Source organism: Roseovarius sp. TE539, from assembly GCF_003298505.1.
Classification (GTDB): Bacteria; Pseudomonadota; Alphaproteobacteria; order Rhodobacterales; family Rhodobacteraceae; genus Roseovarius.
Genome location: NZ_QNGB01000023.1, coordinates 22,544 through 38,517 on the forward strand (window position 1 = coordinate 22,544; position 15,974 = coordinate 38,517).

The window sequence follows — 15,974 nt, forward strand, 5'->3', positions numbered from 1 at the left end:
GAAAAAATCCCATGGAGCTGCCATTCGACGGTGCGATCAGCCGGTATTTCGAAACCGAGGCGCCGGCATTCGTACGCAACGCCATCCGTCGCGCGGACAAGGGGGACATCCTCGAGGCCGATTACCCCCATTCCGAACGCCTGCCGCGCAAGACCTACGAGAAGGATCTGGAAGAACTCCAGGTCGAGCTGGTAAAGCTTCAGGCGTGGGTCAAGCGATCGGGCGCCCGCGTCGTCTGTGTGTTCGAAGGGCGCGACGCGGCTGGCAAGGGCGGTACCATCAAGCGCTTCCGGGAATATCTCAATCCGCGCGGCGCCCGCGTCGTGGCGCTGCCCAAACCATCGGATACCGAAGCCACCCAGTGGTATTTCCAGCGTTACATCGATCACCTGCCGGCCGGCGGCGAGATCGTGTTTTTCGATCGCAGCTGGTACAATCGTGGCGTTGTGGAGCACGTGTTCGGCTTCTGCACGGACGATGAACGCGAACATTTCTTTCGCCAGGTCAAGGGGGTCGAGCGGATGCTGGCGGATGAGGGCATTCACCTTTTCAAGTTCTGGCTCAATGTGGGCCGGGCAGAACAATTGCGCCGGTTCCTGAAACGCGAAAGCGATCCCCTCAAGCAATGGAAGCTGAGCCGCATCGACGTGGAGGGTCTGCGCAAATGGGCAGATTACACGCATGCAATCGGCGAAACTCTTTTCCGCAGCCATTCCGACCCCGCGCCGTGGACCGTCATCCGCTCCGACGACAAACGCCGTGCCCGGGTCGAGGCGATCCGCCGGGTTCTTTCCGCCATCGATTACGACCGCAAGGACGAAAAGGCGATCGGCGCACAGGATCAGGCGGTTTGCGGCGGTCCCGAGATATGGGATGCCTAAACGGGGATACCATCACGGCAATCTGCGGCAGGCGCTCGTCGAGGCGGCGCTGATGCTGATCGAGGCGCGTGGTCCCGCGGGCTTCACTCTGTCCGAAGCGGCCAAGCAGGCCGGCGTGACCCCGGCGGCCGTTTACCGTCATTTTTCCGGCCGTGAAGAGCTGATCGCCGAAGCCGCGCGGCAAGGCTACGAGATTTTCGGGGACGTGATGCAATACGCTTTCGACAGCGGCAAACCCTCGGCACTGGCAAGTTTCGAGGCCACGGGGCGTGCCTATCTGGCTTTCGCGCGCAGGCACCCCGGCCACTACATCGCCATGTTCGAAAGCGGCGTCTCGGTGAATCGCACACCGGAATTGGCCGCCGCCGCGGCGCGGGCACGCGGGGTGCTGGAACAGGCCGCGGAGGCACTCAGCCAGCACATCCCGCCCGACAGACGCCCGCCCCCGGCGATGTTCTCTGCGCATGTCTGGGCCATGAGCCACGGCGTGGTCGAGCTTTTCGCCCGCAACAGCCCCGGCACCGCCTCACCCTTCGCCCCCGAGGATCTTCTGGAAACCGGGATCGGCATCTACCTGCGCGGCCTCGGGCTGGTTGCGCCTGACGACTGAGAATATGCGTCACATCGTGGCGTTGACCGCACCACCGTCCAGCAGGATGTTTTGTCCGACGATGAAGCCGGCATGCTGGCTGCACAGGAACGCGCAGGCGGCGCCGAACTCCTCCTTGGTGCCGTAACGGCCTGCCGGAATCGTCGCGCAGCGTTGCGCCTTGGCCTCGGCCATGTCTATCCCCTCGCGCTCGGCCACGCCTGCATCCAGTGAAACAGCCCTGTCCGTTGCATGAATTCCGGGTTGCAGATTATTGATATTGACCCCTTTTCCGGCTACTTGGCGCGATGTCCCGGCGACATAACCGGTCAACCCGGCGCGGGCCGAATTGGAAAGGCCAAGCACAGCAATCGGCGCCTTCACGCTCTGCGAGGTGATGTTCACCACCCGGCCCCATCCACGCTCCATCATGCCCGGTATCAGCGCCTTCATCAAAGCGATCGGGGTCAGCATGTTGGCATCGAGCGCCTTGATGAAATCCTCGCGGCTCCAGTCCGTCCACATTCCCGGCGGCGGTCCGCCCGCATTCGTCACAAGGATGTCGACATCACCCGCTTCCGCAAGGACGGCCGCCTGCCCCTCCTCGGCGGTCACGTCCGCGGCCACGGTCGTCACCCTGACACCGTGCGTCGCGCGAATCTCTTCTGCGGCAGCCTCGAGCGCCTCACGCCCGCGCGCGTTCATGACCAGATCGACCCCGGCGCCGGCCAGCGCCTGCGCGCACCCCAGTCCCAGGCCCTTTGACGAAGCACACACCAGCGCCCGCCGTCCCTTGATGCCAAGATCCATGATCATTCTCCCCTTTTGCCTTGTCGATCCCCGCTCTATCATCGATTGGTCAAACAATGCCAGCAAATCACCGGTGCTTCGACTAGATCGTGCCACAATACCTGGCTACACACGTCTCATCACCCAACCGCCGAACCGTTCAGGAGATCGCCCGGCCCATGACAACGAACGCGGCTCAATCGGTTCCCGTATACCATGCCGGCGATATCACCGTCGTCCATGGCGCCAACCTCGGCGATCAGTTGTCTTTCGCAGCCGAACTCGAACTCGACGACACGTACGAACTGTCCGAAAAGGCGCATCAATACAGGCTTTCCATCGTGACCGGCGAGGGCCCGGCGCTTACGATCGGCAATGATACCGCCCTGGGCCGGCCCGGAGCGACACTGCATGTCGATTGCTGCCTGACACTGATGTCGGGCTCCGGCGAGACGAACGAGGTTCTGGTGCTTGTCGAAGTCGACACCCGTGGTGACGTCGAAGCGATCTATGCCCTGCCTCTGGCGCCCCTGACACCCCGTATCGGGTATGCCCTGGTGGGTATCGAACGCGACAGCGCCCGCCGCCGCCTTGCCGAGGTTTCCTGCGTTTCATTTTCACGCGGGACCCATATTACCATGGCGTCGGGCGAACAGCGGCCGGTCGAAGCCTTGCAGGTGGGCGACATGGTCCTGACCCGCGATGACGGCCCCCAACAGGTGCGGTGGGTCGGCGGCGCGACCATGAGGGCGGTCGGGGCATTCGCGCCAATTCGCATACGCGCCGGCACCCTGCACAATGCCAATGACCTGCTGGTCAGCCCCGATCACCGCCTTTTCATCTACCAAAGATCGGACGCCCTGGGGGCCGGACGCCACGAGGTGTTGGTGCGCGCTCGCCACCTTGTGAACGGCGAAACCGTGGTGCGCGAAGATGGCGGCTTCGTCGACTATTTCCAGATCCTGTTCGACGAACACCAGATCATATATGCCGAAGGAATCGCGGCCGAGACCCTTCTTGTCGATACCCGCACGCGCCCGGCCCTGCCGCTCGAGATCAGCGAACGGCTCGCGCAACCCCTGCCCGGGCACGGGCCGCGCACCCATCTGGAATTCGAAGTGACGGAAAATCTTCTGGATCGGCCCGATGCCGCCGGCCTTCTCAGGCGGGCCTCGACGCGCTAGACGGCCGGCACGCATCGTTTCCTCTGTCGATCTGCGGGCGGTAGCGGCGGCCTGCCCTCAGCCCTTGGTTTCCTTGATCTGCTCTTTCCTGACCTCGTCACCGGCGCCTTCGAACGAAGGTTGCCGGGTTTGGCTCTGGATGGCTTCGGGCGTCCAGTCAAGGTCCGGTCTCGCGGCTCCGAACGCATCCTTGGCCTTCACCTTGTTACCGGGTTTCGCGGACTCCCCCGGCACACGCTCTGCTGCCGGATTGGCCGGGTCGTGTTTTGCCGTGCGCGACGGCGTTGCAGGTTTCTTCGCGTCTGATGACATATTGAAAACCTCGTTGTGCCACCTGACATAAGCAACATTCGTCCGGCTTCAACAGCCGCCCGGACACGGCTGAACCGGGCACGCCGACTGCCACGAGCCGGCGAATGTCCTTGTTGCACTGCCCAAAACCCACCGATATATGCCGGACATGCTTGAACAACCGTCCAACCGCCCGCAACTTCCACCCGAGATCGCGCGGCGCCGCACCTTCGCGATCATCTCGCACCCGGACGCGGGCAAGACCACCCTGACCGAGAAGTTCCTGCTTTATGGCGGCGCCATTCAAATGGCCGGACAGGTCCGCGCCAAGGGCGAGGCGCGGCGCACCCGCTCGGATTTCATGCAAATGGAAAAGGATCGGGGGATTTCCGTTTCGGCCTCGGCCATGTCTTTTGATTTCAATGACTTCCGGTTCAATCTTGTGGACACGCCCGGTCACTCTGATTTTTCCGAGGATACCTATCGCACCCTGACAGCCGTGGATGCCGCGGTGATGGTCATCGACGGCGCCAAGGGGGTCGAAAGTCAGACGCGGAAACTCTTTGAGGTCTGCCGCCTGCGCGACCTGCCGATCCTGACCTTCTGCAACAAGATGGACCGTGAAAGCCGCGACACATTTGATATCATCGACGAGATCCAGGAAAACCTTGCTATCGACGTGACGCCGGCCTCCTGGCCGATCGGAGTGGGGCGAGATTTCATCGGGTGCTACGACATGCTGCGCGACCGTTTGGAACTGATGGATCGGGCGGACCGCAATCGCGTGGCCGACTCCATCAAGATCAACGGCTTGGACGATCCGAAGCTGGACGAACATGTGCCGGTGGCGCTGGCCGGGCAATTGCGAGAGGAGGTCGAGATGGCCCGTGAATTGCTGCCCGGGCTGGAGCCCCGCGCGGTTCTTGAAGGGCACATGACACCGATCTGGTTCGGATCCGCGATCAATTCCTTCGGGGTGCGCGAACTTATGGACGGCATAGGTCTCTACGGCCCCGAACCACAACCGCAATCCGCGGATAAGCGCCAGATTTCTCCGGAAGAAACAAAAGTTTCTGGCTTTGTCTTCAAAGTTCAGGCGAATATGGATCCCAAGCACCGGGATCGCGTTGCCTTTGTCCGCATGGCCTCGGGGCATTTCCGCCGCGGCATGAAGCTGACCCATGTGCGCAGCAAGAAGCCGATGACCGTCTCAGCGCCGGTGCTGTTTCTCGCTTCCGATCGCGAATTGGCCGAAGAAGCCTGGGCGGGCGATATCATCGGCATTCCCAACCACGGCCAACTGCGCATCGGCGACACCCTCACCGAGGGAGAGCAATTGCGGGTCACCGGCATTCCCAGTTTCGCCCCCGAACTGCTGCAGACCGCACGCGCCGGAGATCCGATGAAGTCCAAGCATCTGGAAAAGGCGCTGATGCAATTCGCCGAGGAGGGCGCGGCGAAGGTCTTCAAACCGGCCTTCGGATCCGGGTTCATTGTCGGTGTTGTCGGGGCCCTGCAATTCGAGGTTCTCTCGACGCGGATCGAGATGGAATACGGGTTGCCCGTCCGTTTCGAGCCGTCGCAGTTCACCTCGGCCCGGTGGGTGACCGGAGACAAGGCCGCCGTGGACCGTTTCGTGGCGGCAAACAAAAGCCATATCGCCCACGACAACGACGGCGACATCGTCTATCTCACGCGTTTGCAATGGGATATCGATCGCATCGTGCGTGACCATCCCGAGGTCGCATTGAGCGCCACTAAGGAGATGATGGTGTGACCCGCTCAGACGGACGGGCCGGGGCAGCCAGAATTCTGATCATGCCGCGTTTTTCTGCGTCGGACGCTCTTGACCCGCACGATCCTCTGGCATAACGAGTTGCGCGTCTCTGGCGGAGTAGCTCAGGTGGTTAGAGCAGCGGAATCATAATCCGCGTGTCGGGGGTTCAAGTCCCTCCTCCGCTACCACCAGCCCCCACATGCGCAGGGGCATCCGTGGAAAAAGACCGACGCCAGCCCGTGACCTGCGCAAGCCGCTTCTCGACTTTGCCACGATTTCTTGTGACCTCTCGGGCCGCTGCACGGCGCTCCTCATGGTAAACGCGCAGGCATGCCTGTAAGCATTCGCGGTTGGCCACCTGCGCTTATAAAATGTCGAGCACGGCCCTCTTTGATCTTGTCGAGCCTGTAACAGGCCCTCCGCTCTCGGGCTGCCGCGGGCGTCGGAAACCGTCATTCAAGAAGCTCCGAAACCAACGGATTGGGAAAGCGTCTCTCAAGTGTTACCGCCAGAAATGCCTCTTCGATGTCTTCGAGTTTCGCGGCCTCCGTGAGGGCTGCCGAGGCCAGTTCATCCTTGACGACGATCGGGGGGATCACGGCCAGCCCTGCATCCTCTCGCGCCAGGAGCCTGAGCATCGCCATGTCATCCGCTTCTGCCGCGATCTGCGGCGATATACGCAACCGGGACAGCAGCGCATCGAAGGACATCCGCAACGCCGTTTCCGGCGTCGGAAGGATCAACGGTTCTGTGGAAAGCAGCTCGGTCAGGTTTCGGTGGCGGGGGCCGACCCGTTCAGGGGTGCCGATGAGACTGACCGACTGTTCCGAAATCCGTTTCACGAGATAGCGGCTGGCCGCATCCCGCGCCGGCGCGAGGTTGGTCAGGACCATGTCCAGAGCCATGGCTTCGAGACCGCGCAGCAGTTCGGCCTGATTGCCGGACCGCAGCACGACCTCGACGTCCTGTCGCCCGATGAGCGGTCGCAGGAGCTGCATCTGGAAGTTTCGCGAAAGTGTCGCGAGCGCCCCGACCCGGAGCGCACGGCGTCCGCCACCAGCTTCGCGGAGGGTCGCTTCTAGATCTTCGGCTGTCCGAAAGATCGCTTCGGCATGGTCGAGCGCGAGACGCCCGGCTTCCGTCAGGACAAGACTGCGACCACGGCGTTCGAACAGGTCCTGCCCGAGCGAGGCCTCAAGTGTCTTGACCTGGGTTGAAAGCGCGGATTGCGACAGGTTCAGGGTTCGGGCCGCGCCTGTCAAAGTCCCGTCATGGGCGACAGCCCGGAAAAGGCGCAGGTGGTGCAGGTTCAGGTATGCCATGATTCCATATTATAGAACGTTTACGGAGAATTTATGTGATTTTTTTATTCACTGACTCACGATACGTCCCGGTTCAGTCCTGATTTGAACCGGAGATCAACCATGTCCCACCTCCTGCTGTTGTTGCCGCTGGCCCCGCTTGCCCTGATTTCAGCGGCGGGCGTCTATGCCCTGCGTCGTGCCAGCCGCCCGATCCGCCGCAGCCGCCTCTCGGAGGGGGCGGCACTGGTGGCTGTCGGGATCATGATCGCGGGTCTTTGGCATCTTCTCGCGTTCGGACCTGCCTCCCTGTCGGTCCCGGAGGCCGGCTGGCTTGCTCTTCGCCTCGATCCGGTCAGTGTGACGATGGCACTGCTGGTGTCCTTCGTGGGATGGGTCGTGCTACGCTATTCCCGGACCTACCTCGATGGGGAACCCCGCGAGAACACTTTTCATGCATTGATGCTGACGGCGTTGGCGGCGGTGCTGACACTGGTCCTTTCGGGCAGTTTTGCGGTGCTCATCCCCGCCTTCATGATGATCGGGCTATGCCTGCGCTCGCTTCTGCTTTTCTATCCACGGCGCACCGAGGCGCGGCGTGCCGCCGCCAAGTTCACCCTTGTCTGGGGCGTTGGGGACGTGGCGTTGATCGGGGCCGCCGGGCTCTTTTGGTGGGCATTCGGCACGCTGGATTTCGCAACTCTGGTGGCGATGGCGCAGACCGGGCTGCCCGCCCCTGCACAGGGCGGTGTGGCGCTGCTCATTCTCGCGGCGGCACTCAAGACGGCAACATTCCCGTTGCACGGCTGGTTGACCGAGGTGATGGAGGCCCCGACCCCCGTTTCGGCACTGCTTCACGCGGGCATCATAAATTCGGGCGGTTTCATCCTGATACGCATGGCCGAGGCAGTTCAGGCCAGCCCCGGCGCAATGGCCGCACTGGTCATGCTGGGGGGATTGACGGCGCTTTTCGGGTCAGTCGTGATGCTGACGCAAAGCGCGATCAAGACAGCCCTTGCGTGGTCGACCATCAGCCAGATGGGCTTCATGCTGCTGCAATGCGGTCTGGGCCTGTGGCCGTTGGCCTTGCTGCATATCGTGGCGCATTCGCTGTACAAGGCGCACGCCTTCCTTGCCTCGGGCACCGCGGTTCAGACCGTGATGCGCGTGCGGCGGCCCGGCCCTGTCGCGGTTCCCGGGATCAGTGCCGTGGGCAGATCCTTTGCATTGGCGCTGCTGCTTTATGCGGGGGTGGCCGCCGGTTTCAGCCTGGTTGGCGGTCCCAAGTCGGCGCAGGCCCTGGCCCTTGGTGCGATCCTGATCTTTGGCGTGGCCTACCTTGTCGCACAAGGTCTCGCGGATGCGGCGCCCGGGGCGCTCACACGGCGGACCATGACGGCATCACTGGCAGCGGCGGTCGCCTATTTCGGCTTTCAGGTCCTGGCCGGGTCGCTGTGGGGGCCATATCTGCCCGCCGCGCCGGCACCCGGCCCGCTGGAATGGGCGTTGACGCTTCTGGCGCTGGCCTCATTCGGGCTGGTGGCGGTGGCGCAGGCGCTCTTTCCTCTCTGGGCGCATCACCCGGCGACGGCGGGTCTGCGGGTCCACCTTGCCAACGGGCTGTATCTGAACGCGCTTCTCGACCGTCTTATTGGCGGCCTGCGCACCATTGATAACAATTGATAATCCCGCAAGGAGACACACCCATGTTTCTCAAGAATGATGAAATCGCCCCTGACCGGATATCCGCCCTTCTGCACGCCGCCGAAGCCGCCGAGCGCGCCATCCCCCCGGCGTTCCCGCTGGAGGCCACCGTGGCCGTCAATCCCTTTCTTGGCCAGACAGGCGAAGATCTGGCAACCGCCTCGGCCCGGCTGGCGCGCGTCGCAGGGGTCAACCTGACGCGCAAGAGGTCCGATTATGCAGCGCAGGTCAGGGCCGGCCGGATCACCGATGACGACCTTGCCGTCGCCCTTATCGCCTCGGAATCGCCCCTTAAGCCGGCCGATCTTGCCCTTCTGAAGGCGAAGCTGGATCGCGCGCCCCCCGAACCACAGGCCTTGCCCACCGTCGCGCACCTGGCGGCAAAGGCCACCGGAACGGATTGGCCGGCGGTGATCGCGCGCAGTTTCGGGCTCTGGGCGGCGGGGCACTTCGATCGGGGACAGGCACTCTGGACGCCCGCCCCGGGCCGCACCGCCTTTGCCGCCTGGCGGGAATGGGCAACCCATGACCTGGCACCGGAAATCGCCGGGCTTGAGGGGTTCTGCGCCCATGTCTCGGAGGCGCCCGACACACCCGAACGCGCGATCCTGCGCGCCGCCGAACGGCTGAATCTTACCGACGCTGCTGCGGAAACGGCCTTTCACCGCCTTCTGATGGATCTCGGAGGCTGGGCACAGCACGCCCGCTGGATCCTCTGGGAGGCTGAACTCGCGGGGGGCAATGACGCCACGATCACCGATCTTCTGGCCGTCCGTCTGATCTGGGAGGAAGCGCTTCTTGCCCGCGTTCCCGACGTCACGGATCATTGGCAAAGCATCGTGGAGGCCCATGCCGAACCCGTGCAACCATCCGTCGATCAGGTTCTGGATGCAATCCTGCAACACGCGGCCGAACGGGCCCACCAGAGAAACCTGGCCGAAACGATCAAGGGATCCGTGACCGACAAGACGCGTCCAACCATGCAGGCCGCGTTCTGCATCGATGTGCGCTCGGAGGTTTTCCGCCGGTCACTGGAGGCACAGGATACCGGCATCGAAACCATCGGGTTCGCGGGTTTCTTCGGCCTGCCGGTCGCGCACAAACCTCACGGGACCGACCTGCGCCAGACGCATCTTCCCGCGTTGCTGAATCCGTCGTTGACATCGTGCAGCCATGCGGACGAAGACACCGAACAGGCCACACGGATCGCGGCCCGCGCCACACGCGCATGGGGCCGGTTCCGCCAGGCCGCTGTTTCCTCTTTCGCCTTCGTGGAGGCGGCGGGGCCGGTTTACGGCTGGAAATTGCTCAAGGATGCGCTCGGCAAGGGGGTCGCGGGCCGCGCGACCGGCCCGGCCCCACGCTTCGAGACCGCGCTGACCGCGCAAGAAAAGGCGGCGACCGCGGCGTCGGTCCTGAAGGCGATGAGCCTGACAGGCGGACATGCGCGGCTGGTGCTCTTGCTGGGGCATGGGGCACAGCTTGCAAACAATCCGCATGAAAGCGCATATCAATGCGGCGCCTGTGGCGGGCAGACCGGAGAGGTTTCAGCGCGGCTGCTGGCAAGTCTGCTCAACGATCAAGAGACGCGCGCAGGCTTGCCGGCCCATGACATCGAACTTCCCGAAGACACTGTTTTCATTGCCGGCCTGCACGATACCACGACCGATCAAGTTACCCTTTTCGATGATGATGCCCCGAAGGACCATGCCGTTGAACTGCAAGACGCCCGTTCATGGCTTGGCCAAGCTGCCCGGTCGGCGCGGGCCGAACGCGCGCTGCGCCTGCCCGGGGCGACCGGCGACAGCATTCCCGCACGGGCCACGAACTGGGCCGAACTGCGTCCTGAATGGGGATTGGCGGGTTGCGCTACCTTCGTCGCCGCGCCGCGCCCTCTCACCGCCGGGGCCGATCTTCAGGGCCGTACCTTCCTGCACAGCTATGATTGGCGGGCCGATGACGACTTCTCGACGCTGGAGCTGATTCTGACCGCGCCGGTGGTCGTGGCCAGCTGGATCAGCCTGCAATATTACGGCTCGACGGTTGCCCCGGATGTCTTTGGCGGGGGCAACAAGCTGATCCACAATGTCACCAGCGGTATCGGCGTCGTACAGGGCAATGGCGGAATCATGCGCCCCGGGCTTCCATGGCAAAGCGTGCATGACGGACAATCCCTGGTGCATGAGCCACTCCGGTTATCGGTGATGCTGGAGGCCCCGCAAGCCGCGATCCAGACAGTGCTCGACAGGAACGAGACCCTGCGCACGCTCTTCGACAATGGCTGGCTGCACCTCTTTGCCCTCGAAAATGGACGGGTTGCGGCACATTATCGGTCCGGCGGGAAATGGACAGGACACTGCTTTGAAGAGGCCGCCGCCTGAGCGCCCGGAGCCGTGTGATCCGCGTGAGCCCCGCGATCAAGCCCCCGCAAACGGGGGCTTGTCCCCACAGGACGGCGATGCGCGACCTGTTTCCCAAATGGTCGCTGGTTGCAATGAGATCATGCGGCGGTTCCTGCCCGAAATGGACAATGTCGGACCGGTCGAAGAAACGGATGCCATCACAGATGCCACCCGGAAGGTGATCCGGTAAACCTTGATCGCCGGCGATCACTTCGATCGCGGTGGCCCGGCGCAGAAGGATTTCGGGCCCTGATCGTCTTTTATGGCTTTGAACTGGCGTCTCATGGCAACTGGCGGTGCTCTATCGACCCGCCGGACAAGGCCGCCAACCACGGCGTTCTTGTCGCTGCGCCCACGGCTGCCCGGGCCAGGGACAAAATTCAAGGCATGTCGCATTCAATCGGAAACGACTCGAAGACGGGTGTTCACGCGTCTGCCCGTCGCCGGCGCGGCGCAAGTGTGATCCCGATCTGGCGCAACGTGCACCGGGCGGATGGTATCGGACAGGCCGCGCGCAAAGGACCGACAGGCGCATCCGGCCGGAGCCGTCAGGTCTCTGATGTTTTACCGTCCATCCAGGTGCCATCTATTTCGATGAGTCCGCAGGCCGCGACATCGCGTTCGATCTCGAGGAGATCGTACATCGTGCTGCCCTTGTCGAGCCTGTCGCGAAAGCCCTCTTCCTTGGCCGCACGAGCCTCGGCGTTATCGACCGCGGCTTCGACAAGTTCGGGCGGAATCGCCAGAACACCGTCATCATCGGCAATTACGAGATCGCCCGGGTTCACCATGACGCCGGCGACCACGACCGGAACGTTTGCTGAGCCGGGTCCGCGCTTTTCAGGATGTGAGACGGAGACGGCCGTCGAGAAAACGGGAAAGCCCATTTCGCGGACCCGGCCGGTGTCGCGGACCGCCCCGTCGACGACAGCCCCGGCGATACCCTTGCAGCGTGCGTAATAGGTGATCATGTCTCCCCAAAGCGCACCCTGCGCACTGCCGCCGTTGGTGGCGACGATGACATCGCCTGGCTCGGCGAGTTTGGCGGCAACATGCAAAAGCAGGTTGTCGCCGGGGTAGTTGTAACAGGTCACGGCCTGACCGCAGGTCTTGCTGCCCTGCCATACGGGGCGCATGGACGGCGACAGCAGGCAACGCCGCCCGGCAATCGCGCCAAGCCCCTCATGCAGGTCCGCCATCGAATTGCGGCCGGCGCGGGCGATTATGGCCGGGTCGATCCGCGGAATCCTCGTGTAGGCCACAGGCCTCGTCTCGTTCATGTTCGCTCCTCCGGGTATTGGCCAACGGCTTGCAACGGACCGATTGACCGCTGCCGTGTGTCCATCCTTGTATTTCAGCAGGATACTTATCCGTGGAATGACAGGTCAAGCTTGCCGTCTCGCCCCATTCCGGTTCGGCCCTGGGGTGGCACGGTGGTTATCGCATCTGGTCGAGGATGTGGGTTTGCGTCCGGTCGCACAGTTCGGTGAGGCGTTGCCGCAGGGCATCCAGGTCGCCATCGGTGGCCGCACGCACCACGCGCACGTGCATCTCGAGCGCCTCGAGGAGATCGGCAGTGCCGACCTGTGTGTGCCAGTAGCGCCGGACCAGCGCGTGCACCGGCCACATCGCCTGTGTCAGGAAGCGGTTGCCGCAGGCCTCCTCGATTATACAATCGAATTCCGCATCGAGGCGCACATAGCTTTCCAGATCCCCGGCTTTCGCGGCCGTTTCCATCTCGGAGGCCAGCCTTTTCATCTCGTCACGCTGGCCGTCACTGGCACGTTCGGCGCCACGCAGCAGCAGCCGCATTTCTAGTCCGCGGCGCATTTCAAGCAGCTGGATCTGGCTGCGCAGGTCAACCTCGGTCACGACGATCCCGCGGCGGGGCATGATCGAGACGAGGTATTCGCGTTCCAGTCGTTTCAGCGCCTCTCGCACCGGGGTGCGGCTCAGGCCCATTTCCCGCCCAAGAGAGTTTTCCGAAATCAGGCTGCCCGGCGGCAAGTCGAGCCGGACGATGCGATCCAGGATGGTTGTGTAGGCCTTGGCCGCCAGCGGATCGAGATCCGCGGCATCATGGGGTTTCGGGATATGTCGCGCCATCGGCAACCTGACTCCGGCTTGTTCCGGGCGCCTGTATACCACTGGTGCTGAAGATTGAAAGCAATACGGGGGGGGCATGCCCTGCCCGCAAGGGTCAGCCTTGATCGGCCGTCGAGATGAGGGCCAGCGCACCGGGCCCGGACGCGGCCCGAGCTTGTATTCAAGTGGAACACATGACAGCCTCGGCATGTCATCCCGCTTTCGGCGCGGCCGTATGTCAAAAGGCAGGAAGGGAGGGTTAAATGGGGTTCGAGGCGACCGGAAGGGAAATCACGCAGGGCGGATTCTGGCGAACGGTCGGGTCGCGGCCCGTGGGCGCGACAGTGATCACGGCAAGCCACAATGCCGGTCCGGCCGGGTTTCTGGGTCTGTCTTTCGCACATGTCTCGGCCGAGCCGCCGACGGTTCTGGTCTCAGCCGGAAAGACCACCTCGGCGCTGCCCGTCATTCGCGACACAGGCCATTTCGCGGTCAACCTGCTTCCAGGCGGGGCCGAGGACATGGCGCGCATGTTCGGCGGAACCGCGGACATGACGGAGCGTTTTGCCGCTGGACAATGGGGCAGCTTCGTGACCGGTGCGCCGATCCTGAAGACGGCCGCCGCGGTATTCGACTGCCGATTGGAAAGGGCGGTCGAAGATGAGGGGGCGGTCATCCTTGTCGGCGGTGTCAGAGGCGTCCGGTCGGACGGAAACACTGGCGTTACCATCGCATACCAGGGCGGGTACCGGGATTTCTGACCGGTTCATCGGGCGCCGCCGACCCTGTACACCCGCGCGGCCGTTTCAAAAAACAGCTGACGCCGGTCTTCTGCCTCAACGTCGCTCGTGGCCTTCTTGAGGGCGTTCCACAACGTGACGTAATCGCAGGTCATCCCATCGACAGGAAAATTGCTTTCCATCATGCAGCGGCCGGCGCCGAACGCCTCGATCCCGGTTTCGATGTAGGGGTGCCATGTCCGCGCCAGCGTATCGCTGCCCGGAGGCGTATCGCTCCGGTCGAATCCGAACCCCCAGAACGGCAGGCCGAAGCCGCCAATCTTGGCCATGACATTGGGGCGCCGGGCAAGCTCGCGCAGGGCGTGCGCCCAGTCCTTGAAAACGGTTCGCCGGTCGTCCCCGGACATCCCCATGCTCATCGCGAATCCAAGGTGATCGAGAATGATGACCGTATCGGGAAAGGCATCGCTGAGCGCCGCGATGTCGTCCAGCTGCGTGTGAAAGACGGTCGCATCGAAACTCAGCCCCCGCGGCCCGAGCAGGGCGAACCCGGCGCGGAAAGCGTCGGATCGCAGCAGCCCCTCTATCGGCGGGTTGAGGACATACCGGAAGGGGTCCGGGCTCGGATGTGAAAGCGCAACCTGCCGGACCCCGCGAAAACGGCCGCCACCGGCGGCAATGTGGGCATCCAGGGACTCGGCGACGCGATCACCCATAGCGAGATCGGCATGCCCCACGATACCGGCGTTGACATGACACTCCCCGTACTTGCCGCTTTCGCTCATCGCCGCAACTCCTGCGGCGAACTCGGTTTCGCCAACCGGCCTCAACGCTTGCGGACCACTGGCACGGCACATGGCCTGGCTCTCGATGTAAACGGTGGCTCGGATATCATGCCCGGCGGAGATGTCCGCAAGGTAGGCATCGAAAAGATAGGGCCGGCCCGGGCGGTCCATCAGGTGGTGATGGGCGTCGATGATCGGCATGCCTGGCTCGATCGCCTTCTCGAATGCGATGGTATCACTGTCGGTCATGGCGCGGTGGCCCCTCCTGCCGGGCTTGCCGCGTCTTCGAGGATCATCGCCGCCGCCTTCTCACCGATCATCAGAGCGGGGGCATGCAGGGCCGCATTGGGCATGCGCGGCATCACCGAGGTATCCGCCACCCGCAGGCCCTCGACGCCGCGCACCCGGAGTTCCGGGTCGAGCACGGCGCGGTTGTCAGCCCCCATCGCGCAGGTGCCGCTCTGGTGGTAGGACGTCCCCGCGTTGCGGCGGATTTCCTCGATCAGGTCCGCGCGGGTCCGGACCGTGGAGTCCGGCGCCATTTCGCGGCTGATGTATCGGGCGATCGCGGGCTGCCGCATGATATCGCGCATCCGCTGCACACCTGCAGCAAGCACCTCGATATCGCGGGAATCGGTGAAATAGCCCGTGTCGATGCGCGGCGGATCCAGCGGATCGGCCGAGCGGAGACTGACCCGGCCCCGGCTGCAAGGCGTGCCCTGGTAGATCGTCAGCCCGAAGCCCTGCTCACGAGGCAGGAGATCGAATACACCCGTCCCACCCGACGGGGGCAGCGCCGACAGGAACACCACCTGCATATCCGCGTGGTCCAGCTCCGGGTTGCTCTTGAAGAAACCCCCGACCGAGGCAAAGCTTTCCGCCAGCGGGCCCGAGGCCCGGGTCAGATAATGCCAGCCGGCGCGCAACGCACCAAGGGGGGTCAGATGGTTGCGGGCTGTCACCGGGGCCGAACAGGCGTATCGAGGCCGGTAGGAGGGATGGTTCTGCAGGTTCTCACCGACGGCGGGCGCATCCACCCGGACCTCTATGCCGAGCTGTCGAAGGTGTTCTGCCGGGCCTATCCCGGACAGCATCAACAGCGCCGGGCTCATGATGGCTCCGCCACAAAGCACCACTTCGCGCGTGGCCGAGAATGTCACCGCCCTGCCCCTGCGGAGGGCTTTCACCCCGGTCGCCCTGCCCTTCACGAGCGTCACCGCCGTTACCTGCGTGTTGCGCATGATGGTCAGGTTCGGCCGATCCCGGGCAGGCCCGAGAAACGCCCGGGCGGCACTGTGCCGCCGACCGTTCCTTATATTCACGTCATAGACCCCGACCCCTTCGGTCTGGTTGGCATTTATGTCCTCGACGACCGGCAGACCTTGTTCGCCGGCAGCCTCGAGGAACGCGTTGCAAATCGGCAACTCAGGACGCCCGGGCGGTAGT

14 protein-coding genes and 1 tRNA gene are annotated in these 15,974 nt (G+C 63.7%); 8 read left to right on the top strand and 7 right to left on the bottom strand.

All coding sequences use genetic code 11. From position 1 onward, the window contains the following. Positions 1-11 precede the first annotated feature (11 nt). Together ppk2 and DQW77_RS13630 are read left to right on the top strand one after the other, a co-directional pair. Positions 12-881, top strand: a complete 870-nt coding sequence (ppk2, locus tag DQW77_RS13625) for a polyphosphate kinase 2 (RefSeq protein WP_113258780.1) — start codon at positions 12-14, stop codon at positions 879-881. Then, a complete protein-coding gene (locus DQW77_RS13630; RefSeq protein WP_113258781.1) occupies positions 874-1,491 on the top strand; it encodes a TetR/AcrR family transcriptional regulator in 618 nt (205 codons plus the stop codon). Before ppk2 ends, DQW77_RS13630 begins: the two co-directional genes overlap by 8 nt. A gap of 9 nt (positions 1,492-1,500) precedes the next feature. Here the strand turns inward: DQW77_RS13630 and DQW77_RS13635 are convergent, their stop codons facing one another. Next, positions 1,501-2,280 (bottom strand): SDR family oxidoreductase, encoded by a 780-nt coding sequence (locus DQW77_RS13635; protein WP_113258812.1) that lies wholly within the window; start codon positions 2,278-2,280, stop codon positions 1,501-1,503. A 158-nt stretch (positions 2,281-2,438) separates the two neighbouring features. Here DQW77_RS13635 and DQW77_RS13640 point away from each other — a divergent pair, with 158 nt between their 5' ends. Then, positions 2,439-3,443, top strand: a complete 1,005-nt coding sequence (locus DQW77_RS13640; RefSeq protein WP_113258782.1) for a Hint domain-containing protein — start codon at positions 2,439-2,441, stop codon at positions 3,441-3,443. A 57-nt stretch (positions 3,444-3,500) separates the two neighbouring features. Here DQW77_RS13640 and DQW77_RS13645 read toward each other — a convergent pair whose 3' ends face one another. Then, the gene (locus DQW77_RS13645) at positions 3,501-3,755 is read right to left on the bottom strand and encodes a hypothetical protein (RefSeq protein WP_113258783.1); all 255 of its coding nucleotides are present in this window, start codon (positions 3,753-3,755) and stop codon (positions 3,501-3,503) included. 148 nt (positions 3,756-3,903) lie between these two features. On the opposite strand from DQW77_RS13645, the gene DQW77_RS13650 reads away from it, so the two are divergent. Both DQW77_RS13650 and DQW77_RS13655 read left to right on the top strand, forming a co-directional pair. Then, a complete protein-coding gene (locus DQW77_RS13650) occupies positions 3,904-5,511 on the top strand; it encodes a peptide chain release factor 3 (protein WP_113258813.1) in 1,608 nt (535 codons plus the stop codon). A 111-nt stretch (positions 5,512-5,622) separates the two neighbouring features. Further along, positions 5,623-5,699, top strand: a tRNA-Met gene (locus tag DQW77_RS13655). A 264-nt stretch (positions 5,700-5,963) separates the two neighbouring features. Here DQW77_RS13655 and DQW77_RS13660 read toward each other — a convergent pair. Further along, the gene (locus DQW77_RS13660; RefSeq protein WP_113258784.1) at positions 5,964-6,833 is read right to left on the bottom strand and encodes a LysR family transcriptional regulator; all 870 of its coding nucleotides are present in this window, start codon (positions 6,831-6,833) and stop codon (positions 5,964-5,966) included. Between the two features lie 102 nt (positions 6,834-6,935). On the opposite strand from DQW77_RS13660, the gene DQW77_RS13665 reads away from it, so the two are divergent. Together DQW77_RS13665 and DQW77_RS13670 are read left to right on the top strand one after the other, a co-directional pair. Next, positions 6,936-8,495 (top strand): proton-conducting transporter membrane subunit, encoded by a 1,560-nt coding sequence (locus DQW77_RS13665; RefSeq protein WP_113258785.1) that lies wholly within the window; start codon positions 6,936-6,938, stop codon positions 8,493-8,495. A 23-nt stretch (positions 8,496-8,518) separates the two neighbouring features. Next, positions 8,519-10,897: a YbcC family protein gene (locus DQW77_RS13670; protein ID WP_181711272.1), complete on the top strand. Its 2,379-nt coding sequence runs from the start codon at positions 8,519-8,521 to the stop codon at positions 10,895-10,897. Between the two features lie 569 nt (positions 10,898-11,466). Here the strand turns inward: DQW77_RS13670 and DQW77_RS13675 are convergent. Together DQW77_RS13675 and DQW77_RS13680 are read right to left on the bottom strand one after the other, a co-directional pair. Further along, the gene (locus DQW77_RS13675; protein ID WP_113258786.1) at positions 11,467-12,198 is read right to left on the bottom strand and encodes a 4-carboxy-4-hydroxy-2-oxoadipate aldolase/oxaloacetate decarboxylase; all 732 of its coding nucleotides are present in this window, start codon (positions 12,196-12,198) and stop codon (positions 11,467-11,469) included. A gap of 157 nt (positions 12,199-12,355) precedes the next feature. Further along, entirely contained in the window at positions 12,356-13,024 is a 669-nt protein-coding gene (locus tag DQW77_RS13680) for a GntR family transcriptional regulator (protein ID WP_181711273.1), read from the bottom strand. A gap of 242 nt (positions 13,025-13,266) precedes the next feature. Here DQW77_RS13680 and DQW77_RS13685 point away from each other — a divergent pair, with 242 nt between their 5' ends. Next, positions 13,267-13,764, top strand: a complete 498-nt coding sequence (locus DQW77_RS13685) for a flavin reductase family protein (RefSeq protein WP_113258788.1) — start codon at positions 13,267-13,269, stop codon at positions 13,762-13,764. A gap of 5 nt (positions 13,765-13,769) precedes the next feature. Here DQW77_RS13685 and DQW77_RS13690 read toward each other — a convergent pair whose 3' ends face one another. Then, positions 13,770-14,777 (bottom strand): amidohydrolase, encoded by a 1,008-nt coding sequence (locus DQW77_RS13690; RefSeq protein ID WP_113258789.1) that lies wholly within the window; start codon positions 14,775-14,777, stop codon positions 13,770-13,772. Continuing rightward, complete coding sequence (locus tag DQW77_RS13695) at positions 14,774-15,952, bottom strand: GMC family oxidoreductase (RefSeq protein WP_113258790.1); 1,179 nt, start codon at positions 15,950-15,952, stop codon at positions 14,774-14,776. Before DQW77_RS13695 ends, DQW77_RS13690 begins: the two co-directional genes overlap by 4 nt. Positions 15,953-15,974: the final 22 nt, after the last annotated feature.

What these genes read in the sequence shown, in the direction of transcription:
- DQW77_RS13635 (WP_113258812.1), bottom strand. Translation starts at nt 2,280, where the DNA reads ATGGATCTTGGCATCAAGGGACGGCGGGCGCTGGTGTGTGCTTCGTCA.
- DQW77_RS13650 (WP_113258813.1), top strand. Translation starts at nt 3,904, where the DNA reads ATGCTTGAACAACCGTCCAACCGCCCGCAACTTCCACCCGAGATCGCG.
- DQW77_RS13660 (WP_113258784.1), bottom strand. Translation starts at nt 6,833, where the DNA reads ATGGCATACCTGAACCTGCACCACCTGCGCCTTTTCCGGGCTGTCGCC.
- DQW77_RS13665 (WP_113258785.1), top strand. Translation starts at nt 6,936, where the DNA reads ATGTCCCACCTCCTGCTGTTGTTGCCGCTGGCCCCGCTTGCCCTGATT.
- DQW77_RS13685 (WP_113258788.1), top strand. Translation starts at nt 13,267, where the DNA reads ATGGGGTTCGAGGCGACCGGAAGGGAAATCACGCAGGGCGGATTCTGG.
- DQW77_RS13690 (WP_113258789.1), bottom strand. Translation starts at nt 14,777, where the DNA reads ATGACCGACAGTGATACCATCGCATTCGAGAAGGCGATCGAGCCAGGC.
- DQW77_RS13680 (WP_181711273.1), bottom strand. Translation starts at nt 13,024, where the DNA reads ATGGCGCGACATATCCCGAAACCCCATGATGCCGCGGATCTCGATCCG.
- DQW77_RS13640 (WP_113258782.1), top strand. Translation starts at nt 2,439, where the DNA reads ATGACAACGAACGCGGCTCAATCGGTTCCCGTATACCATGCCGGCGAT.
- DQW77_RS13645 (WP_113258783.1), bottom strand. Translation starts at nt 3,755, where the DNA reads ATGTCATCAGACGCGAAGAAACCTGCAACGCCGTCGCGCACGGCAAAA.
- DQW77_RS13630 (WP_113258781.1), top strand. Translation starts at nt 874, where the DNA reads ATGCCTAAACGGGGATACCATCACGGCAATCTGCGGCAGGCGCTCGTC.
- DQW77_RS13670 (WP_181711272.1), top strand. Translation starts at nt 8,519, where the DNA reads ATGTTTCTCAAGAATGATGAAATCGCCCCTGACCGGATATCCGCCCTT.
- ppk2 (WP_113258780.1), top strand. Translation starts at nt 12, where the DNA reads ATGGAGCTGCCATTCGACGGTGCGATCAGCCGGTATTTCGAAACCGAG.
- DQW77_RS13675 (WP_113258786.1), bottom strand. Translation starts at nt 12,198, where the DNA reads ATGAACGAGACGAGGCCTGTGGCCTACACGAGGATTCCGCGGATCGAC.